The organism is Mesorhizobium sp. M8A.F.Ca.ET.207.01.1.1, from assembly GCF_004794715.1.
Lineage (GTDB): Bacteria > Pseudomonadota > Alphaproteobacteria > Rhizobiales > Rhizobiaceae > Mesorhizobium.
On the sequence record NZ_SRUS01000017.1, the window covers coordinates 14,224 to 39,538 of the forward strand.

Annotated in this window: 25 protein-coding genes and 1 tRNA gene; 20 read left to right on the top strand and 6 right to left on the bottom strand. The window is 63.0% G+C overall.

Annotated features, from left to right (window positions below; all coding sequences use genetic code 11):
- Window positions 1–44: 44 nt before the first annotated feature.
- Complete coding sequence (locus EN850_RS31485; protein WP_082826564.1) at window positions 45–1,946, top strand: EAL domain-containing protein; 1,902 nt, start codon at window positions 45–47, stop codon at window positions 1,944–1,946.
- 1,453 nt (window positions 1,947–3,399) lie between these two features.
- Here EN850_RS31485 and EN850_RS31490 read toward each other — a convergent pair.
- A complete protein-coding gene (locus EN850_RS31490; protein WP_063169217.1) occupies window positions 3,400–4,722 on the bottom strand; it encodes an integrase in 1,323 nt (440 codons plus the stop codon).
- A gap of 114 nt (window positions 4,723–4,836) precedes the next feature.
- Window positions 4,837–4,926 (bottom strand) — tRNA-Ser (locus tag EN850_RS31495).
- Between the two features lie 334 nt (window positions 4,927–5,260).
- On the opposite strand from EN850_RS31495, the gene EN850_RS31500 reads away from it, so the two are divergent.
- The 4 genes from EN850_RS31500 (at window position 5,261) to EN850_RS31515 (ending at window position 7,560) form a co-directional block, all read left to right on the top strand.
- Window positions 5,261–5,929 carry a 50S ribosomal protein L21 gene (locus EN850_RS31500; RefSeq protein ID WP_135863263.1) on the top strand — a complete coding sequence of 223 codons (669 nt, stop codon included), beginning with the start codon at window positions 5,261–5,263 and terminating at the stop codon, window positions 5,927–5,929.
- 98 nt (window positions 5,930–6,027) lie between these two features.
- Complete coding sequence (rpmA, locus tag EN850_RS31505; protein ID WP_013529063.1) at window positions 6,028–6,297, top strand: 50S ribosomal protein L27; 270 nt, start codon at window positions 6,028–6,030, stop codon at window positions 6,295–6,297.
- 120 nt (window positions 6,298–6,417) lie between these two features.
- On the top strand, window positions 6,418–7,005 hold the full coding sequence (locus tag EN850_RS31510; protein WP_189521853.1) for a GNAT family protein: 588 nt from the start codon (window positions 6,418–6,420) through the stop codon (window positions 7,003–7,005).
- Window positions 7,006–7,026: 21 nt separating this feature from the next.
- Window positions 7,027–7,560 (top strand): GNAT family protein, encoded by a 534-nt coding sequence (locus tag EN850_RS31515; protein ID WP_136092851.1) that lies wholly within the window; start codon window positions 7,027–7,029, stop codon window positions 7,558–7,560.
- Between the two features lie 7 nt (window positions 7,561–7,567).
- Here EN850_RS31515 and EN850_RS31520 read toward each other — a convergent pair whose 3' ends face one another.
- Window positions 7,568–8,437 (bottom strand): endonuclease/exonuclease/phosphatase family protein, encoded by an 870-nt coding sequence (locus EN850_RS31520; protein WP_136092852.1) that lies wholly within the window; start codon window positions 8,435–8,437, stop codon window positions 7,568–7,570.
- Between the two features lie 130 nt (window positions 8,438–8,567).
- Between EN850_RS31520 and obgE the strand changes: the two genes are divergently transcribed.
- The 5 genes from obgE to EN850_RS31545 all read left to right on the top strand — a co-directional run bounded on the left by obgE (window position 8,568) and on the right by EN850_RS31545 (window position 14,071).
- A complete protein-coding gene (gene obgE, locus EN850_RS31525; protein ID WP_136092853.1) occupies window positions 8,568–9,599 on the top strand; it encodes a GTPase ObgE in 1,032 nt (343 codons plus the stop codon).
- Between the two features lie 4 nt (window positions 9,600–9,603).
- Window positions 9,604–10,740 (top strand): glutamate 5-kinase, encoded by a 1,137-nt coding sequence (gene proB / locus EN850_RS31530; protein WP_127872160.1) that lies wholly within the window; start codon window positions 9,604–9,606, stop codon window positions 10,738–10,740.
- Between the two features lie 3 nt (window positions 10,741–10,743).
- Window positions 10,744–12,030, top strand: coding sequence for a glutamate-5-semialdehyde dehydrogenase (locus EN850_RS31535; protein ID WP_136092854.1), 1,287 nt, complete (start codon window positions 10,744–10,746; stop codon window positions 12,028–12,030).
- Between the two features lie 27 nt (window positions 12,031–12,057).
- On the top strand, window positions 12,058–12,690 hold the full coding sequence (locus EN850_RS31540) for a nicotinate-nucleotide adenylyltransferase (protein ID WP_246689307.1): 633 nt from the start codon (window positions 12,058–12,060) through the stop codon (window positions 12,688–12,690).
- Between the two features lie 88 nt (window positions 12,691–12,778).
- Window positions 12,779–14,071, top strand: a complete 1,293-nt coding sequence (locus EN850_RS31545) for an MFS transporter (protein WP_136092855.1) — start codon at window positions 12,779–12,781, stop codon at window positions 14,069–14,071.
- Here EN850_RS31545 and EN850_RS31550 read toward each other — a convergent pair whose 3' ends face one another.
- Window positions 14,072–14,923: a mechanosensitive ion channel domain-containing protein gene (locus tag EN850_RS31550; RefSeq protein WP_127275334.1), complete on the bottom strand. Its 852-nt coding sequence runs from the start codon at window positions 14,921–14,923 to the stop codon at window positions 14,072–14,074. It abuts the gene before it with no gap.
- A gap of 242 nt (window positions 14,924–15,165) precedes the next feature.
- Between EN850_RS31550 and rsfS the strand changes: the two genes are divergently transcribed.
- From rsfS to EN850_RS31575, 5 genes are all read left to right on the top strand, one after another.
- Window positions 15,166–15,543, top strand: a complete 378-nt coding sequence (gene rsfS / locus EN850_RS31555; RefSeq protein ID WP_023777607.1) for a ribosome silencing factor — start codon at window positions 15,166–15,168, stop codon at window positions 15,541–15,543.
- 80 nt (window positions 15,544–15,623) lie between these two features.
- The gene (gene rlmH, locus EN850_RS31560) at window positions 15,624–16,106 is read left to right on the top strand and encodes a 23S rRNA (pseudouridine(1915)-N(3))-methyltransferase RlmH (protein WP_136092856.1); all 483 of its coding nucleotides are present in this window, start codon (window positions 15,624–15,626) and stop codon (window positions 16,104–16,106) included.
- A 154-nt stretch (window positions 16,107–16,260) separates the two neighbouring features.
- Window positions 16,261–17,610, top strand: a complete 1,350-nt coding sequence (locus EN850_RS31565) for a murein hydrolase activator EnvC (RefSeq protein WP_136092857.1) — start codon at window positions 16,261–16,263, stop codon at window positions 17,608–17,610.
- Between the two features lies 1 nt (window position 17,611).
- The gene (locus tag EN850_RS31570) at window positions 17,612–18,943 is read left to right on the top strand and encodes a S41 family peptidase (RefSeq protein WP_189591251.1); all 1,332 of its coding nucleotides are present in this window, start codon (window positions 17,612–17,614) and stop codon (window positions 18,941–18,943) included.
- A gap of 187 nt (window positions 18,944–19,130) precedes the next feature.
- The gene (locus EN850_RS31575; protein WP_136092858.1) at window positions 19,131–20,327 is read left to right on the top strand and encodes a divergent polysaccharide deacetylase family protein; all 1,197 of its coding nucleotides are present in this window, start codon (window positions 19,131–19,133) and stop codon (window positions 20,325–20,327) included.
- Between the two features lie 29 nt (window positions 20,328–20,356).
- Here EN850_RS31575 and EN850_RS31580 read toward each other — a convergent pair whose 3' ends face one another.
- Window positions 20,357–20,683, bottom strand: coding sequence for a hypothetical protein (locus EN850_RS31580; RefSeq protein ID WP_135882244.1), 327 nt, complete (start codon window positions 20,681–20,683; stop codon window positions 20,357–20,359).
- Window positions 20,684–20,859: 176 nt separating this feature from the next.
- Here EN850_RS31580 and EN850_RS31585 point away from each other — a divergent pair, with 176 nt between their 5' ends.
- Both EN850_RS31585 and alr read left to right on the top strand, forming a co-directional pair.
- Window positions 20,860–21,378: an RNA pyrophosphohydrolase gene (locus tag EN850_RS31585; RefSeq protein ID WP_135882243.1), complete on the top strand. Its 519-nt coding sequence runs from the start codon at window positions 20,860–20,862 to the stop codon at window positions 21,376–21,378.
- A gap of 91 nt (window positions 21,379–21,469) precedes the next feature.
- The gene (gene alr, locus EN850_RS31590; RefSeq protein ID WP_136092859.1) at window positions 21,470–22,609 is read left to right on the top strand and encodes an alanine racemase; all 1,140 of its coding nucleotides are present in this window, start codon (window positions 21,470–21,472) and stop codon (window positions 22,607–22,609) included.
- Window positions 22,610–22,673: 64 nt separating this feature from the next.
- Here alr and EN850_RS31595 read toward each other — a convergent pair whose 3' ends face one another.
- Window positions 22,674–22,874 (bottom strand): hypothetical protein, encoded by a 201-nt coding sequence (locus EN850_RS31595; protein WP_127281267.1) that lies wholly within the window; start codon window positions 22,872–22,874, stop codon window positions 22,674–22,676.
- Between the two features lie 10 nt (window positions 22,875–22,884).
- On the opposite strand from EN850_RS31595, the gene rnk reads away from it, so the two are divergent.
- The 3 genes from rnk to EN850_RS31610 all read left to right on the top strand — a co-directional run bounded on the left by rnk (window position 22,885) and on the right by EN850_RS31610 (window position 25,235).
- Window positions 22,885–23,304: a nucleoside diphosphate kinase regulator gene (rnk, locus tag EN850_RS31600; protein ID WP_135863249.1), complete on the top strand. Its 420-nt coding sequence runs from the start codon at window positions 22,885–22,887 to the stop codon at window positions 23,302–23,304.
- Between the two features lie 14 nt (window positions 23,305–23,318).
- On the top strand, window positions 23,319–23,864 hold the full coding sequence (locus EN850_RS31605) for a nucleoside-diphosphate kinase (RefSeq protein WP_136092860.1): 546 nt from the start codon (window positions 23,319–23,321) through the stop codon (window positions 23,862–23,864).
- A gap of 114 nt (window positions 23,865–23,978) precedes the next feature.
- Entirely contained in the window at window positions 23,979–25,235 is a 1,257-nt protein-coding gene (locus EN850_RS31610) for a D-amino acid dehydrogenase (protein ID WP_136092869.1), read from the top strand.
- Window positions 25,236–25,315: the final 80 nt, after the last annotated feature.

The following is a 25,315-nucleotide window of genomic DNA, read 5'->3' on the forward strand; positions in this document are numbered from 1 at the left end:
TAGGCTGCGGACAAGCAGGAGTAAGCAAGCTGACCCGTCCAGCCTTGGAAAAAGAAGATCCGCTGGAGGCGAGAATCCTTCAGGACCAGCTCGCTGATCTGAGGGCAGGCCTTTTCGTCTCAATGCCGATAAGCATTGTGCTGTCCGGGCTGATTTTGACCGTGCAGGCCCTTTCCGGGAACGGTCTTGCTGGCGCGGCCTGGTTTTCGGTCGTTAATGCGATAAATGCCGCCCGCCTTGCACTCGCCCGTCATCAGCTGAAGGAACCCGGAGTCCAGGATGATCTGACACGGGTTTGGCTGCGGCTTCGCTGGTTTGGCAGGCTTGCTCTTCTGGCGGGATTCACCTGGTCATTCCTTGCCGTCCTAACGGCTGGATACACGACGTCTCAAGCATCGCTGCATCTAATAATTCTGGCGGGCATTTCAGCTGGCGCGGTCACGTACGGCAGCTCATATGCTGCGGCAGCGATATGCTTCATCACACCGCCACTCCTCATTGCCGCCGCATGTTTGCTGACGAAGGGAGCCCCGGAAAACTACATTCTGGCTTTTGCCGTCCTGCTTTTCGAGGGCGGCCTGGTTCGATCCTCGTTCGTTGGACAAGCGCGCTTCCGTGACGCGAGCCGCCTGAGACATCAAGCCGAGCGGCTTGCCGCGGAAATGGAGCGCAATTCCAGGGAGGACCATCTTACCGCGCTCCTCAACAGGCGGGGCCTCGAACATGCAATCGATCAGTTTGAGAACACCGATGGACCCTTTGTGGCCATGCTGATTGATCTGGACGGGTTCAAATCTGTCAACGATACCTACGGTCACAGAACGGGTGACGAGCTGCTTGCCAGGATCGCCCGCCGAATAGAGGAAGAAGCACCGGAGGGCTCAACGCTCGCCCGCATCGGTGGGGATGAATTCGTGCTGGTTTTTTCTTCGCGAAAGAATTCTCCTTCTCCCACCAATCTCGCGTCCAATCTCATAGCCAAGCTTGCTCGCCCCTATCCTGGGATCGCATCAGTCCGCATTGGAGCGTCTATAGGAATCTACTTGGCTGAAAACCCCGGACTAACGGAAATGTTGTTGCGGGCCGACATCGCCCTTTACACAGCTAAGCGCCGCGGCAGGAATGAATTTTGTCTGTTCGATGCCGAGCTAGCCCGGGAGTTGCAACGCCGCCAGTCAATCGAACGCGATCTTCATTCGGCGATAACGATGAGAAGCTTGGTCGCTTGGTTTCAGCCAATCGTAAGACTCGAAACTGAAGCCGTCGTCAGTTTTGAAGCCTTGCTAAGATGGTCTCACCCGCTTCACGGTCCCATTTCTCCGCCCGAGATCATGACAGCGGCACGCGAAACTGGAATGCTTCAGCTGCTAACTCAAACGGTATTCGCCGACTGTTGCGCTCTTATCGAGGGCTTGGTCAAAGCTGACCGTCGTGATGTTCGTGTGGCGATGAATGTTTCACCGTGCGAGTTGGAAGCTGGCGATATTGACGAGATGATTCTTAATGGTCTGGCGGCAAAAGACCTCCCTGCAACGATGTTCGACATCGAGATTACCGAAGAAGCCCCAGTGGATCCGGACAGAGTGGATGAAAAGCTCGCCCGGCTTTCACATGCTGGCATTTCTATCGCGCTCGATGACTTCGGCACCGGTTTTTCGACGTTGGCATCGCTCAAGGACAGTCGGATCAGGAAGGTGAAAATAGATCAGGGCTTCGTTCGCGGCTTAGCCAAGTCCCGGGAGAATCGGCTGCTTGTCAAAGCGGTGATTGATCTTGGTAGGACGCTCGGGATCGAGGTCATGGCCGAGGGCGTTGAAACAGAGGCAGATCGGCAAACTCTGTACAAGCTTGGCTGCAGAACCGCGCAGGGCTTCCTGTTCTCTAAGGCAGTGCCTCTCCATTTGGCACTTGATTCGGTAGTAAAAGAGCACGCGAAGGAGTTGTGACCGGCCTCTCCGTCCGTGCTGCTCGCGGAACTTTCATGTGGGGTGGACCTGACGCGCGAAAGCCGTTTCGGACGGTAGAGTTATTACGGGGGCGAAACTGAGCACGTGGTTTGGATAGCAGCAATCCGGTCCACCGGCGCACATGCAGCGGCTTCATACAAGCGTTCAAGTTGCGAGATGAGCTTGAGTGAACGACGTCGGAGAATTGCGTCCTTTGGACGCTGGTTTCGCGGTTCCCGTAGGATTCGATTACGGGAAGCGTTCTTGGCTGCTTCTCGGCTCAGCGCTCATCGGGATGAACAACGTACCCGCGGTCAAGGTCTTCGCGACCTCAACCCAGTCACCATCCCGCAACAGCAGCGGTCGGGTCCTGATCAAGCGCTCAGCCTCAGCACAGGTGCTGGAGCAACGGTAGAGCGCGGAAAACGTGTATCGGAATGCGCTGGCTCACCATAGGAAGCTGCCACGGCATGTCGAATGTCCCCAGGGGGCGGACCGTTCCCTTGCATTTGTCTCGATGACGGGCTCTCAAAGCTAAAGCCAAGAGAGCTTTATAAAAATCGCACCCGATCGGCTGCGCAACGACGACCAGCTGAGGCCCGATCGGGTGCTAAGGTCGTGCCAAAAAAGGCGCGTCACTGTCGCATTTCTAGCCGGCTTGCGATCGGACGTCATCTCTTGGCGATCGCGGCCCCTTCTCTCAAATGCGCTTAGCGGCGCCGATGGCGAATAGCGCAAGCTTTTCCACCCGTTTCTACTCCACTACCGAGACTCGTCACCAACCTCCTTTTATTCGCTTCCATATGGCCCATCCTGTCTCCAATCGAGGAGGAGCGCGAACATGGGCCAAGCCGTAGAACGTCTCAGTCTCGGGAATTCTTCTGCTCGCCAAACTGCCGTTGTCGCCGGCACCATATTTGGCAGGGTGACAGTGCACGACAAGATATCAGGCGTTCTTGTCTGGGCTGAACTATGCTTGCAAGCCATAACCCAAAAATCGCCGATCCCTTTGAATTCGAGCCGGATGAATGGGTGTTTCAAAATTTTTGGCGGTTTTAGGCAGAACCCTCCGATGGCCCGCGTACCGGTCAAGCTTCGTGAGCACTTTAGGTTCGTCGATCAGGCATAGGTTTCTTTCCCATGCCACATGCTGGCCGTTTGCCTAGTTCGGAAGCCCTCGAGAGGCGTTGCTCGTCTTGGTATGGCGTCGCCCCTTTTTCCGATCCATCGGCCACGGAGCTAGAATGGTGTCTAGCTGTTGCCGCCTACTTGGTCATCCGGCATGGAGATGCCTATATACCGACCTTCGAAAGGCTGGAATACGAGGTCGAACAAATGCGGCGGAAGCTCGGAAATCGCGAGCGAGCGCAGCGCGTGCTGGCCACGCTCAACCTAAATGGCTCGGACAGCTGGAGCCGTGAGGTTGGTTCTCAAGGCCTGGATGGCGCCGCAATCACATTCGCCCGGGCGGGGTAAAAGCGATTTTTTGGAGCCACTCGCGCTTTTGCGCTAACGAAGGTCCCGCGCCGTATTTGGGCCGGATCCATTTGTGGCCCATCAGAGAAGCAATTACCTTCTCCGGCGCCTCAACTGCCGTCAGCCGGTCCTCGAAAGTGTGTCGCAGGCTATAAAGACTATGCTCGGAAGTCGGCAGAAGTTCCTTGCTGGCGAGCACCTTGTTGACGAGCGCTGAAAGTGACGCGGCCTTGTCGCGATAACGAGGAAAGCCGTCCGGATGGAGCTTGATGGCTGCAAGTGCGCCGCCAACCAAGGGAATGTCACGGGCTGAATGACCGGTCTTCAAGCGACGGCCATTGGGGCGCACCCGCACATGCGGGATTTCTCGATCGAGGTGGATTGTTTCGGTGGTGAGGTTTGCCGCTTCAGAAAGCCTGAGTCCGGTATCGGCAATCACATAGATTAGATGGCGGGCTTCGTCATTGAGTCCGTCGAGCGCGCCTTCAGCGAGTATCTTCTCCTGAATGAACTCCGCTGTGAACGCAGCGCGTTGCCCGGGGACGGCGCCGGAAAGACGCAGGTTTCGAAAAACCGGCTCCAGCTTGAGCTGGTGAGTCAGATCGACGACGCGCAGCATTTTCGAAACATGGCCGATGTCCTTGTTGGCCGTACCGATATCAAGTCCATCCTCAACGATCCGCTTTTGCCACCACTCGCGGAACGCGATTGCGTCGTCCCGAGTGAGGCTTGCGATCTCCTTGTCGCCAATGACTCCAACCAGATTGGCAACTGCGCGCTTTTTGGGGTTACGCCATTTCTTGATTTGGTTGGGCGACATGGTCAGCAAGTTCTGTTGCTCGATCGTCTCGAATTCCTTGATAAGACCGCTCAGGCGGACCGCTGGCCGCTTCTCCCCACCCATGACGGCCGAGACGTCCTGCGCGTCCTCGATCGATTTTTTGTCGAGGAGCAGCTTGATACGGGCCATGAGTTCGTCGAGCGGCCCCGCTGCTAGTTCCTCGTTAGTGCGATAGGCCAATCCAAATGACCGCGCGCGCTTCCTCGCGGCTTCGAAACGCAGCCCCGCCTCGGCGGATTGGCCTTCCCGCAGTCTACGCCAATACGCCTCCAGCCCCGCGCCGAGGCTTTGCACTGCATCTCGCGCCCGTACACCGCGGGGATCGTCAGCCACGGCGACGCCCGTGGAAATGCGTACTAGGCAGCGGCGATCAAACGCCGCGAATTCCTTCGGCACCCTGCGGACGAGATACCAGATGCCTTCACGTTTATGCGGCTTTGGCGCTGCGGAACGTCGCATTATCTTTCTCTAATGTTACACAGTTTGTTACACAGTCTAAGATATGTTTCGCTTCGTGCTGGTCAAGCGCAACAAGGAAGCTTTTGAAAGGAAAGGATTTTTATGGAAGCTAAATGGCGGAGAGGGAGGGATTCGAACCCCCGATGGGCTTGCACCCATGCCGCATTTCGAGTGCGGTGCATTCGACCACTCTGCCACCTCTCCGCGGTCATGGTCGGCCGTTGTCGGCGCGGCGCACTAGATAACGGCTGATCGGGCAGGTTACAAGGCCAAATCCGCGGGGAAATTCAGCTGGCCGTCCCGGACCTTGCCTGGACCGATGCCGCCCGTCCTCGGCAGGCAATGTCGGCTGGTGCGCCAGGGCAAGGAATCGGGCTGTTTGCCTTGACTCCCACGCAACCTTCGGTTAGGGACAGCGCGCAATCGGCGTGGAGGGTTCTTCCGCGCCGCTTGTTTTTTGAACCCGCAGACTGACAAAAAGACGGCCGAACCGCCAGAGGCGGTTCATCAAGGCCGACCGAACAGCGAAAGGCAAAAAATGTTCGCAGTCATTAAAACGGGCGGTAAGCAGTATCGCGTTGCCGCCAACGATCTCCTGAAGATCGAAAAAGTCGAAGCCAATGTCGGCGACATCGTCGAGATCGGCCACGTGCTCGCGCATGGCGAGGGCGAGAATGTCACGTTCGGCGCGCCGTTCGTCGATGGCGCTCTGGTCACCGCCGAAGTCGTCGAGCAGGGCAAGAACCGCACGGTCATCGCTTTCAAGAAGCGCCGCCGCCAGAATTCGCGCCGCAAGATCGGCCATCGCCAGCTTTTGACCACCGTGCGGATCTCCGAGATCCTGCTGGGTGGCGCCAAGCCCGCCAAGAAGGCCCCCGTCAAGGCGGAAGCCAAGGCTGAGGTTGCTGCCGAGGCCGCGCCGAAGGAAGCCAAGGCCAAGAAGGACGCCCCCAAGGAAGAGGCGAAGGCCGAGGCCGTCGCCGCGCCGCTGTTCAAGGCGCCGAAGGGCGAGCCGGACGACCTGACCGTGATCAAGGGCATCGGCCCGGTCGCCGCCAAGGATCTCGCCGAGCAGGGCATCATCACCTTCGCGCAGCTCGCCAAGCTCAGCGACAAGGATGTCGCCAAGATCGACGAGCACATGCCGTTCAGCGCCGACCAGATCAAGGACTGGCGCGAACAGGCCAAGGAACTGGCGAAGAAGTAATTTTTCCGGCGAAACAACAGCCGGATCGGACTTGAAACGGAACGCGAACGCGTTCATAAGGCCTTTTAGGCGCCTTGCGGCGCAACGGAGTTAGTTAGATGGCACACAAGAAAGCTGGCGGCTCGTCGCGCAACGGTCGCGACTCGCATTCCAAGCGTCTGGGCGTGAAGAAGTTCGGCGGCGAAGCCGTCATCCCGGGCAACATCATCATTCGTCAACGCGGCACGACCTGGCATCCCGGCGTCAATGTCGGCATGGGCACGGACCATACGCTTTTCGCGCTCGAAACAGGCGCCGTGACGTTCAACAAAAAAGCCAACGGCCGAACCTACGTATCGGTCAACCCGATTGCCAAAGCCGCGGAGTAGCCGGTTCCGCACTAGAACACCGGCGCCCATCTCGGGAACCGGTGTCTGGCAAAGCCAGGAAAAGGATCAGGGGAGATGGGTTTCCATCTCCCCTTTTTCTTTTGCCTGGAGGACGTTGAAATGGTTGCCGAAGCGGAAGACTCAGAGGACGAAAGTTACGCGATAGATTGTCCGGTGCTGGTTACGGAGCGGCTGGTCATGCGCGCTCCCGAGGAGCGGGATATCGCCCAACTGGTCGAGCTTGCCGACAACCGTCACGTCGCCGAAATGCTGGCCCGCATGCCGCACCCCTATGGCGAAGCCGAGGGGCGTGCCTTCCTCGCCATGACCAAGGCGCGCCGCGCCGGCATCGCCTATGCGCTGACGCTGGCCGGCACCGACACTTTCGTCGGCTGCGCGGGCTTGAACACCACCGATCGCGGGCTGGAGCTCGGCTACTGGATCGGCGAGCCCCACTGGAAGCGCGGCTATGCGACCGAAGCAGCGCACGCGCTGGTCGATCTCGCCTTCCAGAAGACGTCGATTCAGGTGCTGCATGCCTCGACGCGGGTCATCAACCCGGCCTCGCGCCGGGTGATCCACAAGTGCGGCTTCCAGTATGCCGGCCAGGGCATGCTGAACTCGATCGTCGCCGGCCAGGTGCCAGTGGAGCGATACAGGCTGGACCGGAAGACGTGGACCAGCCTCAGGAACTGGGTCCACTTTTGATGCATCGGGTTGGTGAGACCAATGGTTGAGGGCAGAACCGATATCGGAACAGTCGCGATCGTGCCGTTGGCTCCGGGGCATATTGAAAGCTTTCATCACGCGCTCGATGTCGTCTCGCGGGAGCGGAAGTACCTGTCCTTTCTCGAGGCGCCGCCGCTGGATCACGTCAGGGAATTCCAACTGGGGCGTATCGGGAGAGGCGATCCAGGATGTGTGGCTGTCGTTGGTGGCGAGGTTGTCGGCTGGTGCGACATCACTCGCCATGATCGGCTCATACACGCCCATCGCGGCTCGCTTGGAATGGGTCTTCTCCCCGCCTATCGGGGCGGTGGCCTCGGGCGGAAGCTCATCGAAGCGACGCTGGCGCAAGCGCGTGAGGCTGGCTTCGTCCGTATCGAGCTTTCGGTGCACTCCGACAATGCGCGCGCCATTTCGCTTTACGACAAGGTCGGGTTTGTCAGGGAGGGCGTGCAGCGCGACGCTGTCTATATCGACGGGGAACACCGGGACGCGATCATGATGGCGATCGTCGAACGTCAGAATGCAGCCGGATAAGAAGCCATCAGCCCAGTTCGACCCAGACCGGGTGGTGGTCGGAACCGGCGGCTTGCCGGTCTACCCAGAGGCGCTTCAGGGATTTGGCAAGCGACGCGCTGGTGAAGACATAGTCGATGCGCTTGTGGCGGCTGGCGTTGGTGGGGTCCTTGGGATCGACCCAGGAGACGAGATCCTCGCCGGCGACATCGAGGCGCACGGCGGCATCGACGGCGAAGTCGGCGGTCAACGGCATGCCGAATTCATGGTCCGGCCGGCCGGCAAGTTCGACATATTCCGGCGAGCCGGCCAGCATGTTGAAATCGCCCATGCCGACAAAGGCTTCCGGATGGGGCAGTTCCGGCAGGCCGATCTCGGCGACGCCGGACAATGCGCCGCCTTCGAGCGCATAATTCAACAGGCGCTGGCGCAGGAACTGAATCTGGCTGGCGCGCTCGACCGGGCTGCGGTGATCGAGATGGATGGAATAGAAGCGGATGAAACCAAGCGGCGTCTCGATCAGCGCTTCGAGTGCGCCGCGCTGGAAGTTCATCATCTCGAAGCTGCGGCTGCGCGGCAAGAGCAGGTTGCGCGACAGATGAATGGGCGTCTTCGACAAGACCATGTTGCCGAGCTGGAAGGTGGTGGTGATGGCGCGGCCGTTCTCGATGCGCGAGCCGATATTGGCCTCGAAATTGCTGCCATAGACGGCGAAATAATCGGGCAGCGCCTCGCCGATCTCGGCGACCATGTCGCGGCTGCCGTTCCTGGGATTGTTGCGGGTGACCTCCTGCAGCGCGATCACGTCGGCGCCGCGCACGGCATCGGCGATGCGCCCGACATCGTAGCGCCCATCGAGACCGATGCCGTACTGGATGTTGTAGGTTACAAGCTTCATTCCGACATCTCCGGCCGACCCCACACGGCCATAGTCACAAAACGGCCTCGCCCTTGGCCGCGCCTTGGTTTAGAGCAAGGCCCAAGGTTTAGAGCAATGCCGCAAGGCCAATAAAAGAAACTGCGATCCCATGAAATTTCTCGATCAAGCCAAGGTCTATGTCCGTTCCGGCGACGGCGGCGCCGGTTCGGTGTCGTTCCGGCGCGAAAAATTCATCGAATTCGGCGGGCCGGATGGCGGCGACGGCGGCCGCGGCGGCGATGTCTGGCTGGAAGCGGTCGATGGGCTGAACACGCTGATCGACTATCGCTACCAGCAGCACTTCAAGGCCAAGACCGGCGTCCACGGCATGGGCCGCAACATGACCGGCGCCAAGGGTGCCGACGTCACACTGAAAGTGCCGGCCGGAACGCAGGTCTTCGAGGAAGACAACGAGACGCTGATCTGCGACCTGACCGTGGTCGGCCAGCGCTTCCTGCTCGCCAAGGGTGGCAATGGCGGCTTCGGCAACCAGCATTTCAAGACCTCGACCAACCAGGCGCCGCGCCGCGCCAATCCAGGCCTGCCGGGCGAGGAGCTCAACATCTGGCTCAGGCTGAAGCTGATCGCCGATGCCGGCCTGGTCGGGCTGCCCAATGCCGGCAAGTCGACGTTCCTGGCGGCCGTCACCGCGGCCAAGCCGAAGATCGCGGACTATCCGTTCACGACGCTGCATCCGGGCCTCGGCGTCGCGCGCATCGATGCACGCGAATTCGTCATCGCCGATATTCCCGGCCTCATCGAAGGCGCGCATGAAGGCGTAGGCATCGGCGACCGCTTCCTCGGCCATGTCGAGCGCACGCGTGTGCTGCTGCATCTGGTTTCGGCACAGGAGGAAAATCCGGGCAAGGCCTACAAGACCGTGCGCGCCGAACTCGAAGCCTATGGCCACGGCCTGATCGACAAGGTCGAGATCCTGGCGCTGAGCCAGGTCGACACGCTCGACGCCGACGCACGCAAGAAGAAGGTTGCTTCACTCAAGCGCGCCGCCGGGCGTGCGCCGATGCTGCTGTCTGCCGTCACCGGCGAGGGTGTCGAGGCGGTGCAGCGCGCGCTGATGGCGGTGATCGCCGAAGCCCGCGCGCAAATTGCCGCCCCGGTCGAGACGCGCTGGGAAAAGTAGGGCCATGCAGTCGCTCAGGAAATACCGGCGCATCACCGTCAAGATCGGCTCGGCGCTGCTCGTCGACCGCACCAGCGGCCTGAAGCGCGACTGGCTCGCCTCGCTCGCCGACGATATTGCCGTGCTTGCCAATGGCGGCGCCGAGATCCTCGTCGTGTCGTCGGGCGCCATCGCGCTTGGCCGTACCATTCTCGACCTCGGCAAGAGGGCGCTGAAGCTCGAGGAAAGCCAGGCAGCGGCGGCCGTCGGCCAGATCGCGCTCGCCGGCGCCTGGTCGGATGCGCTCGGCAAAGGCGCCCTGAAATCGGGCCAGATCCTTTTGACGCTCGGCGACACCGAGGAACGCCGCCGCTACCTCAATGCACGCGCGACGATATCGACGCTCTTGAAGATGAAGGCGGTGCCGGTCATCAACGAGAACGACACGGTGGCGACATCGGAAATCCGCTATGGCGACAATGACCGGCTGGCCGCGCGGGTGGCGACGATGATGGGCGCGGACCTTCTGGTGCTGCTGTCCGACATTGACGGGCTCTACACCGCGCCGCCAGCGCGCGACCCGCAAGCCAAATTCATTCCGTTGGTCGACCGCATCACGCCTGACATCGAGGCGATGGCGGGTGCGGCGGCGTCCGAGCTGTCGCGCGGCGGCATGCGCACAAAGCTCGATGCCGGCAAGATCGCCACGGCCGCCGGCACGGCAATGATCATCACCTCCGGCACCCGGCTGTCGCCGCTGATGGCGATCGAGCGCGGCGAGCGCGCCACCTTCTTCAAGCCGAGCGCAAATCCGGTCAAGGGCTACAAGACCTGGATCGCCGGCCAGCTCGAACCGGCCGGGCGGCTGACCGTCGATGCCGGCGCCATCGGCGCGCTCATTTCGGGCAAGTCGCTGCTGCCGGCCGGCGTGAAACTGGTCAGCGGCAATTTCTCGCGCGGCGATACGGTGGCGATCCTGTCGCCCGAGGGCCGCGAGATCGCGCGCGGGCTGGTTGCCTACGATGCCGCCGATGCCGTAAGGATCGCAGGCCTGAAGACGGCCGAGATCGAAACCGTGCTCGGCTACGAGGCGCGTTCGGCGATGATCCACCGCGATGATCTCGTGGTGAGTCACGCTGGAGGCGACATAAGCGGAGGATGAGCCATGCTGAAGCTGCATGAAAAATCCGGGGACGATACCGTGGCGCTGATGGCCAATATCGGCCGCCGTGCCCGCGCTGCCGCGCGACCGCTGGCCATCGCCACCACCGCCGCCAAGAATGCCGCGCTTGTCGCCATGGCCGAGGCAATCCTCGCCCGGGAACGGGACATTCTCGACGCCAACGCTGTCGACGTCTCGAATGGTGAGGAATCCGGGTTGTCGGCCTCGTTCATGGACCGGCTGAAACTCAATCCGGCGCGCATCCGCGCCATGGCGGATGGCATCCGCGAAATTGCCGAGCTCAAGGATCCGGTTGGCGACGTCATTGCCGCATGGGATCGCCCCAACGGCCTGCACATAGAGCGCGTGCGTACGCCGCTCGGTGTCGTCGGCGTCATCTATGAAAGCCGGCCGAACGTGACGGCGGATGCCGGCGCGCTTTGCCTCAAGGCCGGCAATCCGGTGATCTTGCGCGGCGGCTCGGATTCGCTCAATTCCTCCTCGGCGATCCACGCCTGCCTGGTCGAGGGGCTGAAGGCGGCCGGTCTGCCCGAGGATGCCATCCAGTTGGTGCCGACCACCGACCGCGCCGCGGTCGGCGAAATGCTCAAAGGGCTTGGCGGCAATCTCGACGTCATCATTCCGCGCGGCGGCAAAAGCCTGGTCGGGCGGGTGCAGAGCGAGGCGCGGGTGCCGGTCTTCGCCCATCTCGAAGGCATCTGCCATCTCTATATCGACCGGTCGGCCAATCTCGACATGGCGGTGCGGATCGCGGTCAACGCCAAGATGCGGCGAACCGGTGTCTGTGGTGCCGCCGAAACGCTGCTGGTCGACCGCGCGGTCGCCCCCAGCCATCTGGTGCCGATCCTCGATGCCCTGCGCGCCGCCGGCTGCGAGATCCATGCCGATGCCGAAGTGATGAAAGTCTTCTTCGACGCCAAGCCGGCGACCGATGCCGACTGGGTAACGGAATATCTCGACGCCATCATCGCGGTGAAGCTGGTCGACGGCATCAGTGGCGCGATCGACCACATCGAGACCTTTTCCTCGCATCACACCGAGGCGATCGTCGCCGAGGATGGCCAGGCGGCGGAACGGTTCTTCAACGAGATCGATTCGGCGATCCTGCTGCACAACGCCTCGACGCAGTTCGCCGATGGCGGCGAATTCGGCATGGGCGCCGAGATCGGCATCGCCACCGGCAAGATGCATGCGCGCGGGCCGGTCGGCGTCGAACAGCTGACCTCGTTCAAATACCGTGTACGCGGGTCCGGACAGGTGAGACCTTGACGCTGTTCGTCGCCAGAGCCTGAAGCGATGCTGGCTTCTTCCGAACCGGCGGTACCGTCCCACTATCTTCGCATGCCGCACGCCGAAAAGGGCCTCGCGGTGGGTCTGTTCGGCGGCTCGTTCAACCCGCCGCATGTCGGCCATGCGCTGGTTGCCGAAATCGCTTTGCGGCGCCTGGCACTCGATCAGTTGTGGTGGATGGTGACGCCGGGAAATCCGTTGAAAAGCACACGCGAACTGGCGCCGCTGAGCGAGCGCATCGCGTTTTCCGAGAAGATCGCCAAGAACCCGAAGATCAAGGTCACGGCCTTCGAGGCGGCACACAATGTGCGCTACACCGCCGACACGCTGGCTCTGGTCAAGGCGCGCAATCCCGGCGTCGACTTCGTCTGGATCATGGGCGCCGACTCGCTGCGCGATTTCCACCGCTGGCAGCGCTGGCGCGAGATTGTGCTCACCTTTCCGATCGCGGTCATCGACCGTCCGGGCGCCACGCTGTCGTTCCTGTCGTCGGTGGTTGCCAAGACCTTCGACTACGCCCGCATCGACGAGGGCGACGCACCGCTGCTCGCCCGCATGAAGGCGCCGGCCTGGACCTTTATCCACGGTCCGCGTTCATCGCTGTCGTCGAGCGCGATCCGCGAGATGGCGAAGGGCTGAGCGGCCGGTTCGGGTGGCGGAATCATCGGGCCAGCGATGTCGTTTTTGCAGCGGCATCCGCCCAATCAATAGGCGATGCTGATCGGGCATGCTGGAAAAGACCCACCCCACACTCGATCCCGAGCAAGGCGACACGCCCGCGCCGCTGATCGCGATTGCCAGCGTCATCGTATCGATGGCGCTGATTGCCATCGGCAATGGGCTGATGTTCGCCTACATCCCCGTGCGGCTCGGCGTGGAGGGGTTCGATCCGGTCTGGGCCGGGCTGATCGTCACCGGTCTGTCGGCCGGCGGCCTTGCCGGCTGCATCCTGACCGGGCCGCTGGTGCGCAGGGTCGGCCATGCACGCGCCTTCATGGTGCTGTCGGCGCTGATCGCGCTGTCCAATGCCGCTATCGGCGCCGGACCGCACCCGCTGCTGTGGATCGTGGCGCGGGCGCTTTACGGCTTTGCCATATGCGGCCTGTTCATCGTCGCGCAGAGCTGGCTCAACGACGCGCTGCCGAACGCCATACGCGGCCGGGTGATGGCTGTGTTCTACGTCGCCTATATTGCCGGCCTCGGCGTCGGCTACGCGACGCTTGCCGTCATCGACATCCACACGGCCGCGGCGTCGTTGATCGGCATCACCTTTACCGCCCTGTCGATCCTGCCTGTCGGCATGACGCGGCTTGCCCAGCCGCCGGCGCCGCAGGCGGCTTCGGTGGCGTTGCGCCAGGCCTGGCGGATCTCGCCGGTCGGCGTCGCCGGCATGCTGGCGGTCGGCGGCCTGTCGATGATCATTTCCGGCTTCGCGCCCATCCACGCCACCGCCAAGGGCTACAGCCAGGCTGATGTCGCGCTGCTGCTGTCGGCGATGCCGGTCGGTACGCTGATCCTGCAGATACCGCTCGGCTGGCTTTCGGACCGCACCGACCGGCGTTACGTGCTTGCCGGCGCCGCGGCGCTCGCGGTCGTCGCCAGCGTGCTTGCCATCGCCTTCGACGGCGGTGCGCTGATGGTCCTGTTGGTGATCTACCTGATCTGGGACGGGGCGGCGGAATCGATCTACGCTCTCTCCAGCGCGCATGCCGCCGACCGCGCCAGGAAGGATGAACTGCTCGCGCTGTCGAGTTCGATGCTGTTTGCCTGGTCGCTCGCCGGCTTCATCGTGCCGGGCATCGTCACGGCGCTTTCGGCTGTCTTCGGCACGGGAACCTTCATCTATGTCGGCATCGTCATCGCCTCGGTATTCTGCCTGTTCGTGCTCTGGCGGGTGATCGCGGCGCGGCCCGTTCCGGCGGGCGCCACGGGCAGCTTCGCGCCGATGTCGGCGCAAGCACCGTTGCCGGTGGAACTCGCCTTCGCGCCGGACGAAGAGGTCCGCCACAGGGGCGGCTGATTATTGTTTGCGGGCCTCGGGTGGCGGCGCTTCCGGGGGTGGCAGCGGGATGGAGATGCCTTCGCTGTCGAAGGCCTGCTTGGCGCGTTTCGTCATGTCGATTTGGGTGGCGAAATAGTCCGCCGCCGCGGTCCAGTAGCGCAAGGTGAGCGAAACGGTCGTGTCGCCGAGTGCGGCCACGAAGGCGATCGGCGCCGGTTCGCGGCGGATGCGCTTCTCGGCGCCGGCAATGGCAAGCAATGTCTTCTGCGCCCCATCTATGTCGTTCCAGGAGCCGATGCTGAGCGTGATATCGGTGCGGCGCACGCCGTTGCGGGTGAAATTGCGTACCGGCTGATTCCACAGCGTCGAATTGGGGGCCAGTATGTAGACGCCGTCGGCGGTCCTGAGCTTCGTGGCGAAGAGGCCGATTTCCTCGACCGAACCGGCAATGGCGCCGACCTCGACGGATTCGCCGATGCGGAACGGCCGCAGCGCGAGCAGCATGATGCCGGCCGCGATGTTCTGCAGCGTGCCTTGCAGGGCGAGACCGATGGCCAGGCCGATGGCGCCGATCGCGGCGATGATCGATGCGGTCTGCACGCCGAACTGGCCGAGCACCATGATGACGACAAGGATCAGGATGGCGTAGCGCACGATCTTGGAAAAGAAATGCCGCAGCGTCGCGTCGAACCCGTGGATGTGGCCGAGGCCAGCCGAGATCGAGCGCTCGGCAAGGTTGGCAACGATGTAGCCGACCACCAGGAGGATGACGGCGCCGATGGCGGAGAAGGAATAGGAGACGATCAGCGTACTGAGCTGAGCGAGGCCGGCCTGGACGGTGAGAAGGGTGTTTTGCGGGTCGATCGGCATGGCGGGATTCCGGTTGGTCGGTCAGCCGATAACCGCTGCCGGACGCCTGGGTTCCGATGTTTTTTCGTGTCGCGCGGAACAATATGCCAGTCGGCAAGTTCGCGTCAGTTGGGGCTCCGTCTTGAAACTGCAACGGAACTCTGCCTATCTAAGTGGTGTCACCTGCTTTCAGGGGTGATTTGGTTGTTCTTGCTGCGAAAGGAAATACACTGAGAACAGCACTGCGGAAGAAGGCCGATATCATGCCTTCGCCGGCCAGGATCAGCGTAGACGACGCCGTGTCCCGTGCCATCAAGACAGTCCTTGCCAGTCTGGAAGACTCCAAGGCCGAAAATATTGTCTCAATCGACATTCAGGGGAAATCGAGCCTCGGCGACTATATGGTCGTCGCGTCGGGCCGATCGCACCGTCATGTCTCGGCTGTCGCCGACCATCTCCTCAAGGCGCTCAAGGATGCCGGCCTCGGCACGGCGCGCGTCGAGGGGCTGTCCGGCGCCGACTGGGTCCTGATCGATTCTGGCGATATCATCGTCCATGTCTTCCGTCCCGAAGTCCGCGAATTCTACAATCTCGAAAAGATGTGGCAGGCGCCGGATCTCGAGGAAGAGACCCTCCACTAAGCCGATTTTGTCTGATGCATGTCGTTGCCTAAACCGGTTCCCACTTGGGTGACATGCATTAGCGGCTCATAGAGGCGAGGATGAAGATTTCAGTTCATGCCGTGGGCCGAATGAAAGCCGGCCCCGAGCGGGAGTTGGCCGACCGCTATTTCGAGCGTTTCGCCAAGAGCGGGCCCGCCGTGGGGCTCGAATTCGCCGGGATCACCGAGATCGCCGAGGGCCGCGCGCAGAGCGCCAGCGAGCGCCAGCGCGACGAAGGCTCGCGCCTGCAGGCGCAGCTGCAGCCAGGCACTGCCCTCATCCTGCTCGACGAGCGAGGCAAGAGCCTGTCCTCCCAGGATTTCGCCAGCCATATCGGACAGTTGCGCGATGGTGGGCGCAAGGCGCTGGTGCTCGCCATTGGCGGCGCCGACGGCCACGATCCGCCGCTGCGTAACCAGGCCGAGCTGGTGATGTCGTTCGGGGCGCTCACCTGGCCGCATCAGCTGGTGCGCGTGATGCTGGGCGAACAACTCTACAGGGTGGCGACCATCCTGTCGGGCCATCCCTATCACAGGTCCTGAAAGCGCCGGGTAGCACCGAATTTAGCCCCAATGCCGCGTAAATTCATCTGGGGGCTGCTTTTGCTTTGCAGGGCGTTTTTGCGAACCCTTTGGGCGACGGGCGCTAACATGGTTGATGATTCGTTAACGAAGCCGCGGATAGAATCGATCGCGAATGTCTGAAGGCTATAAATCGACGACGGGCTCATCGACCGGGGGCTCCTGGAGCGCGCGCTGCGGCATCGCGGCGGCGGTGATGCTGCTGTCGCTCCATGCGGCGCGGGCGGAAAACACGCTCGACATGGCGCCCGATCCGGACCAGAGCCGCGCCGAATACGAGCAGGTTTCCAAGGAAATAACGCTGTCGTCGGAACGGCTGGCCAAGCTCGCCGCCGATATCGCCGCGGTCAAGAAGGACCACGCCTCGATCACCGCCGCGCTGATCCAGTCGGCGATGACCGAACAGAAGCTCGGCCAGGACATCGAGGACATCGGCGCCAAGCTGGAGGGGCTGAAGGGCCAGCAGCAGAAGATACGCGCTTCACTGTCGGCGCGGCGCGACGTGCTGGCCGAAGTGCTGGGCGCCCTGCAGCGCATGGGGCTCAATCCGCCGCCGGCGATCCTGGTCAAGCCGGAGGACGCGCTGTCGTCGGTGCGCAGCGCCATCCTGCTCGGCGCCGTGGTGCCGGAACTGCGCCAGCAGACCGATGCGCTGCTGGCCGATCTCAAGGAACAGACCCGGGTGACGGCCTCGATCGAGGCCGAACGGGCGCGGCTGACGGTCGCGGTCGGCGACCAGGCGGCGGAGAAGAGACGTCTTGGCATGCTGCTCGAAGCCAAGCAGAAGCTCGAGGCCGACACGAAGGCGCAGATGGCGGCCGAACAGCAGCGTTCCGAGCAATTGGCGGCCAAGGCCAGCAGCCTGAAGGATCTGATCGCCTCGCTCGAAGCGCAGGCGGACAAGAACCGCAAGGCCGCGGATGCCGCGAAGGCAGCCGCCGCGGGCCAGGCCGGCGGTACCGAGCCCGGAGGCGACCAGACGGCATCGCTGCCGGTTCCCGAGGGCAACCGGTTGACGGCGGCAGCGCCTTTCTCGGCGCTGCAGGGACAGATCGCCCTGCCGGTCACAGGCCGCATCAAACGCCGGTTCGGCGACGACGACGGTAACGGCGCCTTGATGCTTGGGGACATGGTTGCGACACAATCGGGAGCCATCGTTACCGCGCCGGCGGATGGGAATGTGCTTTATGCGGGGCCGTTTCGTTCCTATGGTCAACTCTTGATCCTCAATGCCGGCGACGGTTATCATGTCGTCTTGGCTGGGATGAGCAGAATCAGCGTCGCGACTGGCCAGTCAGTGCTCGCAGGAGAGCCGGTCGGCGCGATGGGAGAAGCCCGGGTGGCAAGCACCTCGGTTTCGAAGAATGGAAATGCCACGCCGGAACTCTATGTCGAGTTCCGCAAGGATGGAAAACCCGTCGATCCGGCCCCATGGTGGGCGGACCGTTTTTCTGGAAGGACGTGAAATGATGCGGAAACTGTCGCTTCTGTTTGCCGGTGCGCTGATGGGCGCGTCCGCCATGAGCCTTGTCTATGGCGCACCCGGCTCGGCGGCGAACGCTGCGGGATCGGAGACCTACAAGCAACTGGCGATCTTCGGCGACATCTTCGAGCGGGTGCGGGCGCAGTATGTGACCCCGCCCGACGACAAGTCGCTGGTCGAGAACGCCATCAACGGCATGCTTTCCTCGCTCGATCCGCACTCCTCCTACATGAACGCCGAACAGGCGCAGGACATGCGCGTGCAGACCAAGGGCGAATTTGGCGGCCTCGGCATCGAGGTCACCATGGAGAACGACCTGGTCAAGGTGATCACGCCGATCGACGACACGCCGGCCGCCAAGGCGGGCGTGCTGGCCGGCGACTATATCGCCAAGATCGACGGCGAGGAGGTTCGCGGCCTGACGCTCAACGACGCGGTCGACAAGATGCGCGGCCTGGTCAATACGCCGATCAAGCTGACCATCCTGCGCCAGGGCGCCGACAAGCCGATCGAACTGACGGTCGTGCGCGACATCATCAAGGTCAAGGCGGTCAAGTTCCGGGTCGAGAACGACATCGGCTACATGAAGATCACCTCCTTCACCGAAAAGACCTATGACGACCTCGAGAACGCCATCGACACCATCAAGAAGCAGGTGCCGGACGACAAGTTGAAGGGCTATGTGCTCGACCTGCGCCTCAACCCGGGCGGCCTGCTCGACCAGGCGGTGAGCGTGTCGGATGCCTTCCTCAAGCGCGGCGAGATCGTCTCGACGCGCGGCCGCGATCCCAAGGACGTCACCCGCTTCGACGCCAAGCCCAAGCAGACCGACGACATCAACGGCAAGCCGATGATCGTGCTCGTCAATGGTGGCTCGGCCAGCGCTTCGGAGATCGTCGCGGGCGCGCTGCAGGATCTGCGCCGCGTCACGGTGGTCGGTACGCAGTCCTTCGGCAAGGGCTCGGTGCAGACCATTATCCCGCTCGGCGAGAATGGCGCGCTCAGGCTGACGACGGCGCTCTATTACACGCCGTCGGGCAAGTCGATCCAGGGCAAGGGCATCACGCCCGACATCAAGATCGACCAGCCGCTGCCGCCGGAACTGCAGGGCAGGGACCTGACGCGCGGCGAGTCCGATCTCAAGGGCCATATCAAGGGCGCCGACGAGAGCAAGACCGGCTCCGGCTCCGCAGCCTATGTGCCGCCGGATCCGAAGGACGACCTGCAGCTCATCTATGCCGAGCAGCTGCTGCGTGGCCAGAAGACCGATCCGGCCTTCCCGCCCAATCCGGAAAAGGCCGTGCTCAACCAGTAAGGCCGGCAACCGGCCTGGCCGGTTGAACGAAGCAATGCGATGCTGCCGGGACCGAGAGGTTCCGGCAGTTTGATTCGGGGGCAGGACCAGGCCTCCAGGGACGGCGCCAAGGGGGCGCCAGGATTGATGAATTCGTGCATGTCTTCCCGAAGGAGGTCGCCTTCGGACCGTGCACCGGGGACAGGGCTTGGCTGATATCGGCAAGGACATCGAACGCCCGCTTGGACAGACGGTCCGGGCGCCGCGTGCCGCCGGCAAGATCAGCGTAGGCGTGATCGCGGCGAGCGCGGTCGTGCTGGCCGTGGTCGGCGTCTCGGCCGCGATCGCGCTCAGGGAAAAGCCGTTTCGAAAACCACAGGAAGTCGCCGTTTCGACACCGAAAGTGACCGCGGCGGCCGAGCCCGCCGCGTCCCCTCCCGCATTGGCTCCGGCAGCGACGCCAAAGGTGGAGACGCCGGCGAAGGACTTGTCGACCAAGAGCGGCGGTCCGCAGATCATCCATGTGCAGACGGAAGAAGGCGATGGCCCTCCCAAGGCGGCAGTCGTCATTCGCGATCCGTCGACAGTCGGCCAGAACCTCAAGATCGCGCATATTCCCGACAGGGCGCTGATCGAAACCAGCGAAACCGGGCCCTTGCCGATGCGCTCCGCCGATGGCCGGCGACCGTTCGACGTCTATGCGCGGCCATGGTCCGGCACGCGCGGCGCACGTGTGGCCATCGTCATTGGCGGGCTCGCGGTTTCACAGACCGGCACCCAGGCGGCGATCGCCAAGCTGCCGGCGGAAGTGACACTGGCCTTCGCGCCGCAGGGCAACAGCATCGGCCGCTGGATGCAGGCCGCGAGGCAGAGCGGCCATGAGATCGTCATGCAGGTGCCGCTCGAACCGTTCGACTATCCCAATGTCAACCCCGGCCGCAACACGCTGACGGTGGCGGCGACCCCCGACGAGAATCTCGCGAATCTGCATTGGGCGCTGTCGCGGACGACGAACTATACCGGCGTCATGAACTATATGGGCGCGCGTTTTTCCTCCGACGCGGCGGCGATGCAGCCGTTCATGGCCGAGCTCGGCAAAAGGGGCCTCGCCTATATCGACGACGGCTCGTCGGCGCGCAGCCTGGCTCCGGACATGGCGTTGAAGGATGGCGTGCCCTTCGTCGCCGGCGACACGGCGATCGACGCGGTGCAGGATCGCGGCGCCATCCTGAAGAAGCTCGACAGTCTCGAAGCGACCGCGCGTGCCAAGGGTACCGCCGTCGGTATCGGCTCGGCTTTCGACCTGACGGTCGACACCGTCACCGCCTGGATCGCTGAAGCGAAGAAGCGTGGCATCGAGATCGTGCCGGTTTCAGCGGTGGCCGTCGATCCGCAAAAAGGATAGACGATGTGGACAATCAGCTTGTGACGATTTCAGCGATGGCGAGAGAAGAGCTTTCTCTGTGCTTCGTTGAGCGCGCTATCCCAATCGACCTCGCGCTTAGATCGCGGGATTTGCCGATGTTCATTGTTGTAGAATAGTGTCCCATGGATTCCGAGCGCATCGCGCTTAAGGATAGGGCGGCTCCAAAGCGGAGCTAGCATGCGGCCAGCCTCCTCTTCGCCTAGCCGTTCGAAGAGGTCTTCGGCCAATTCCATATCTCGCCCGTCGGGGAAGATGGCGGCGAACTCCTCCTCGGTTGCCTGGAATATGCTGAAGGTAGCGTTCAGAGCGCCGTCGATGATTTGGATATTTTTCATAAGATGTATTTTCGCATTCGACCGCAACAGCGGCAACTGGCCGGGTGACAGCCAACTCGAACGCGGCGCAGTTTCCGCGCTTCCGGTGTAAGCCCAGTTTGGGTACGCTCCGTTCTCGATCCGCCCAGTCGCACCGCGTCGTCGGAGCGATTCTCAAAACAGCTGGAAACTGACTAATGTCCAAAAAGACGATCGACCGCGAAACGCTGCCCTATCGGCCCTGTGTCGGGCTGATGATCCTCAACGGCGATGGCCTGGTCTGGGTCGGGCATCGCATTGCCGAACCCGACAGCGAATTCGCCGGCACGACGCAGCTCTGGCAGATGCCGCAGGGCGGCATCGACAAGGGCGAGGAGCCGCTGCGGGCGGCGGAGCGGGAGCTCTATGAGGAGACCGGCATGCGCAGCGTCTCGCTGCTGGCCGAAGCGCCGGACTGGATCAACTACGATCTGCCGGATCATCTCGTCGGCATTGCCTTCAAGGGCAGGTATCGCGGCCAGGCGCAGAAATGGTTTGCGTTCCGCTTCCACGGCGATACCAGCGAAATCCAGATCAACCCGCCGCCGGGCGGCCACACCGCCGAATTCGACAAATGGTCGTGGCGGCCGATGCAGGATCTTCCCGACCTGATCGTGCCGTTCAAGCGCAAGGTCTATGAAGATGTGGTGGCGGCGTTCCGGCACCTGGTGCCGTAGCTGGACGAGTTGCGACGGCGTTCGAAGGACCTTGGTTGCCGTGCCGGCGCGTCGGTCCTATTGATGTTAATCCGCTACAAGGAGGGTCGCCATGAACGACACCCCCGCAAGGTCGCTGCCCCATGACGTCGCCGCCGTAGGCCAAGCGGCTGCCGGGGCGATCTTGACCATCGATCTCGGTGCGATCCGCGAAAACTACCGACGGCTGAAGGCAAGGCTGGGCGGCGTGCGCTGCGCCGGCGTGGTCAAAGCCAACGGCTACGGTCTCGGCGCGAGCCAAGTGGCATCGGCGCTGATGAAGGAAGGCTGCGGCATCTTCTTCGTCGCGCTGCTGGCCGAAGGCATCGCGCTGCGCAAGGCGATCGGGGCCGGACCTGAGATCTACGTGCTGAACGGATTGCCGCCAGGCTCCGAGCCGGAGGCGGTCGCGTCCGATCTGTGCGCGGTCGTCAACAGTGGCGCGCAGTTGGAAGCCTGGCGCGCGGCGGCGCATCGCGTTGGCCGAAAACTTCCGGCCGCCATCCAGGTCGACAGCGGCATGTCGCGGCTTGGCATGGCGCCAGCCGAAGTCGAGGCGATGGCCGGTGATGCCGCCGCGTTCGACGGCATCGCCGTCAGATATGTGATGAGCCATCTGGCCTGCGCCGACGAGCCGCGCCATCCCGCCAATGAACAGCAGAGGCTGGCCTTCGAGCGGTTGCGCGCCATGCTGTCCGAGGCGCCCGCTTCGCTTGCCAATTCCTCCGGCATCTTTCTGGGGCCGTCCTACCATTATGATCTCGCCCGCCCTGGCGCCGCGCTCTACGGCATCAATCCGACGCCCGCCGAACCCAACCCGATGCTGCCCGTGGTGCGGCTGCAGGCCAAGGTGGCGCAGACGCGCAGCGTCGAACAGGGCACCGGCATCGGCTATGGCCACACCTATCACGCGGAAGCGCCGCTCAGCCTGGCGACGATCTCGTTCGGCTATGCGGATGGCTGGCTGCGCCGGTCCGCGTCGGCCGCCTGGTTCGAGGGGGTGCGCCTGCCCTTCCTCGGACGTGTGTCGATGGATTCGATCATTCTCGACATTTCCGCCCTGCCGCCCGGCAAGCTTCGCGAAGGGGATCTCGTCGAACTGCTCGGCCCTTCGCAAAGCGTCGACGACGCCGCCGGCCATGCCGGCACTATCGGTTACGAAATCCTGGCCAGTCTCGGCACACGCTTCCACCGGCGCTATGTCGGCGGTTGAGCGGTTTGGCCGCGCTTGACAAGCGGACGCCTGTCGGCAAGGTTCGGCGCATGAGCAACCTCGCTTATATCAGAACCTTGTTCAGGGTCTGCCCGATCGCGGGATCGTAGCCCCGGCGCGGCCGCCTTTCGGCGTTCGTCCGTACCGGGGCATCCATACATCCACCCATCGCCATCAAGCCGCACCGCTCTCCGCGGCTGCCGGCTTTCATCAGGCCGCCGTCAACGCGGCGGCAAGCGCGCATCCGTTCGATGCGTCGATCCATGAGGTTTGCCATGCAACATGCAACGGGACTGCATCCATCCGTCCAAATTCTAATCAGCGACACCGACCATGACAGGTTGACCGGCCTGGCCCGGACCGTGCTCGACCGCGCGCCCGAGACGGCCGATGAGCTGCTCGCGGAATTGGACCGGGCGGTGATTACGGAAGCGGCGGCAATTCCGGCCGGCGTCGTGCGAATGGGGTCGACAGTCACGGTTCGCGGTGAAGGCGGTGATATCAGGCGCATCACGCTGGTCTATCCAGGCGACGCCGACATTGCCGAAAACCGGATCTCGGTGCTGACGCCGATGGGAACGGCGCTTGTCGGCGTCAGCACCGGACAAGTGGTGTTCTGGAGCGGCCGTGGCGGCCGCAAACTGTCGGCAACCGTGGAGGCGGTCGATACGCCCGCCGGCGGCGGCGAGCACTGATCGTGGAGGCGATAATGAACAACGGAAGCTGCCGCCTGACGACGAAGGATTTCGCCGTCCTGGAAGTAATGCTCGAGCGCCGGCGGGCATTCGCGGATCCGATGGTCGCGATGATCGAAGAGAAGCTTTCCAATGCCGGCGTCGTGCCCATCGAGTCGGTCGAACCCGATATCGTGACGCTGAACAGCCGGGTGGTGTTTTGCGTCGATGCCGGTGCGGTCGAGACGCGCACCCTGGTGCAGAACGACGTGCGCGGACCGGTCGGCTCCAGCCTGTCGGTGGCGACCAGGCGCGGCCTGTGCATGCTTGGCATGGCGCAAGGCCAGACGGCATCGCTCGAACACGCCGACGGCAGGCGCGAATCGATCCGGATCAAGGCGGTGCTCTATCAGCCGGAAGCCGCTCGGCGGGCAGCCCGGGAAAGAGCTTCCGCTGGCGGATCGCGGCCACATGGGCTGACCCTCGTCTACAGCGCTGACACGTCTATCCGGCCTCTTGGCGAGACGGCAGGAATGCGGCAGACAGGGAAAGACGACGATCCCGGTCCGTCGGCGGCGTGAAAAGCCACGGCGCATGGTTGAGAAGATCGGAATCGATTTTCGCCGGCGATCGTGCGCAAATCGCAGATGTGGCCGTGTCCTTCGGCATGAAGGACACGGCGTAAGGAGTGAATGATGAAGATCATGGTGCTGGGCAGTGGCGTCATCGGGGTGACCACGGCCTATTATCTCGCTGAGGCCGGCCATGAGGTGACGGTGATCGACCGCCAGAAAGGCCCGGCGCTGGAGACCAGCTTTGCCAATGCCGGCGAGATTTCGCCCGGCTATGCCTCGCCCTGGGCCAGCCCCGGCATTCCGCTCAAGGCGATCAAGTGGCTCCTGATGAAGCACGGCCCGCTGGTGGTCCGGCCGGCCTTCGACCCGCATATGTGGACATGGCTGGTCAAGATGCTGCGCAACTGCACCGCCGAGCGCTACGCCATCAACAAAGCGCGCATGGTGCCGCTGGCGGAATACAGCCGCGACACGCTGAAGGCGCTGCGCGAAGCGACCGGCATTGCCTATGACGAGCGGACCCAGGGCACGCTGCAATTGTTTCGCACGCAAAAGCAACTCGACGGCACCGGAGGCGATGTCGAGGTGCTGAAGAAATATGGCGTGCCGTACGAAATCCTCGACCAGGATGGCTGCATCGCGGCGGAGCCGGGGCTGGCCGGCGTGCGCGAGAAGTTCGTCGGGGGGCTGAGACTGCCGCATGACGAGACCGGCGACTGCAAGATGTTCACCGACAGGCTGACCGAGCTCTGCGTGGCGCGCGGCGTCAAGTTCGAGTACGACGTGACCATCTGGCGCGTCATCCGCAGCCGCAATCGTGTCGCCAATCTGAGCACCAGTGCGGGCTGGAAGGCGGCGGACGCCTATGTCATGGCGCTGGGCAGCTATTCGGCGGGTTTCATGCGCCGGATGAAGCGGTCGATCCCGGTCTATCCGGTCAAGGGCTACTCGATCACGGTGCCGATCAAGGACGCCGCCGCCGCACCGGTGTCGACCGTAATGGACGAGACCTATAAGGTCGCGATCACCCGGCTTGGCGACCGCATCCGCGTCGGCGGCACGGCCGAGATTTCCGGCTTCGATCTCAGGTTGCACGAATCGCGACGCCGCACCCTGGAACACTCGGTCGGCGATCTCTTTCCGGGCGCCGGCGCCATGCGCGAGGCGACGTTCTGGTGCGGGCTGCGGCCGATGACGCCGGATGGACCACCGCTGATCGGCCGCACCGAACTGTCCAACCTCTATCTCAATACCGGCCATGGAACGCTGGGCTGGACCATGGCCTGCGGCTCGGCCAAGGTGCTGGCCGACATCATCTCGAACCGGGTACCCGACATCGACGTGCGTGCCCTGGCGCAGGAGCGTTATCTTAAATAGCCCGCGCGCGTCTCGCCGGCGCGCTCTGTTCCTTGCTTTGATGCACGTCGTTGCCCCAAAACCGGGGCCACTTTTGGGCG

Excerpts from the sequence above, each read along its gene's own strand:
- rlmH (WP_136092856.1), top strand. The coding sequence starts at position 15,624 with ATGAAGATTTCAGTTCATGCCGTGGGCCGAATGAAAGCCGGCCCCGAG.
- EN850_RS31490 (WP_063169217.1), bottom strand. The coding sequence starts at position 4,722 with ATGCGACGTTCCGCAGCGCCAAAGCCGCATAAACGTGAAGGCATCTGG.
- EN850_RS31565 (WP_136092857.1), top strand. The coding sequence starts at position 16,261 with ATGTCTGAAGGCTATAAATCGACGACGGGCTCATCGACCGGGGGCTCC.
- proB (WP_127872160.1), top strand. The coding sequence starts at position 9,604 with ATGCAGTCGCTCAGGAAATACCGGCGCATCACCGTCAAGATCGGCTCG.
- rpmA (WP_013529063.1), top strand. The coding sequence starts at position 6,028 with ATGGCACACAAGAAAGCTGGCGGCTCGTCGCGCAACGGTCGCGACTCG.
- EN850_RS31535 (WP_136092854.1), top strand. The coding sequence starts at position 10,744 with ATGCTGAAGCTGCATGAAAAATCCGGGGACGATACCGTGGCGCTGATG.
- EN850_RS31510 (WP_189521853.1), top strand. The coding sequence starts at position 6,418 with ATGGTTGCCGAAGCGGAAGACTCAGAGGACGAAAGTTACGCGATAGAT.
- EN850_RS31545 (WP_136092855.1), top strand. The coding sequence starts at position 12,779 with ATGCTGGAAAAGACCCACCCCACACTCGATCCCGAGCAAGGCGACACG.
- EN850_RS31550 (WP_127275334.1), bottom strand. The coding sequence starts at position 14,923 with ATGCCGATCGACCCGCAAAACACCCTTCTCACCGTCCAGGCCGGCCTC.
- EN850_RS31595 (WP_127281267.1), bottom strand. The coding sequence starts at position 22,874 with ATGGATCGACGCATCGAACGGATGCGCGCTTGCCGCCGCGTTGACGGC.
- obgE (WP_136092853.1), top strand. The coding sequence starts at position 8,568 with ATGAAATTTCTCGATCAAGCCAAGGTCTATGTCCGTTCCGGCGACGGC.
- EN850_RS31500 (WP_135863263.1), top strand. The coding sequence starts at position 5,261 with ATGTTCGCAGTCATTAAAACGGGCGGTAAGCAGTATCGCGTTGCCGCC.
- EN850_RS31580 (WP_135882244.1), bottom strand. The coding sequence starts at position 20,683 with ATGAAAAATATCCAAATCATCGACGGCGCTCTGAACGCTACCTTCAGC.
- EN850_RS31605 (WP_136092860.1), top strand. The coding sequence starts at position 23,319 with ATGAACAACGGAAGCTGCCGCCTGACGACGAAGGATTTCGCCGTCCTG.
- EN850_RS31570 (WP_189591251.1), top strand. The coding sequence starts at position 17,612 with ATGATGCGGAAACTGTCGCTTCTGTTTGCCGGTGCGCTGATGGGCGCG.
- rsfS (WP_023777607.1), top strand. The coding sequence starts at position 15,166 with ATGCCTTCGCCGGCCAGGATCAGCGTAGACGACGCCGTGTCCCGTGCC.
- EN850_RS31585 (WP_135882243.1), top strand. The coding sequence starts at position 20,860 with ATGTCCAAAAAGACGATCGACCGCGAAACGCTGCCCTATCGGCCCTGT.
- EN850_RS31515 (WP_136092851.1), top strand. The coding sequence starts at position 7,027 with ATGGTTGAGGGCAGAACCGATATCGGAACAGTCGCGATCGTGCCGTTG.
- alr (WP_136092859.1), top strand. The coding sequence starts at position 21,470 with ATGAACGACACCCCCGCAAGGTCGCTGCCCCATGACGTCGCCGCCGTA.
- EN850_RS31610 (WP_136092869.1), top strand. The coding sequence starts at position 23,979 with ATGAAGATCATGGTGCTGGGCAGTGGCGTCATCGGGGTGACCACGGCC.
- EN850_RS31520 (WP_136092852.1), bottom strand. The coding sequence starts at position 8,437 with ATGAAGCTTGTAACCTACAACATCCAGTACGGCATCGGTCTCGATGGG.
- rnk (WP_135863249.1), top strand. The coding sequence starts at position 22,885 with ATGCAACATGCAACGGGACTGCATCCATCCGTCCAAATTCTAATCAGC.
- EN850_RS31540 (WP_246689307.1), top strand. The coding sequence starts at position 12,058 with ATGCTGGCTTCTTCCGAACCGGCGGTACCGTCCCACTATCTTCGCATG.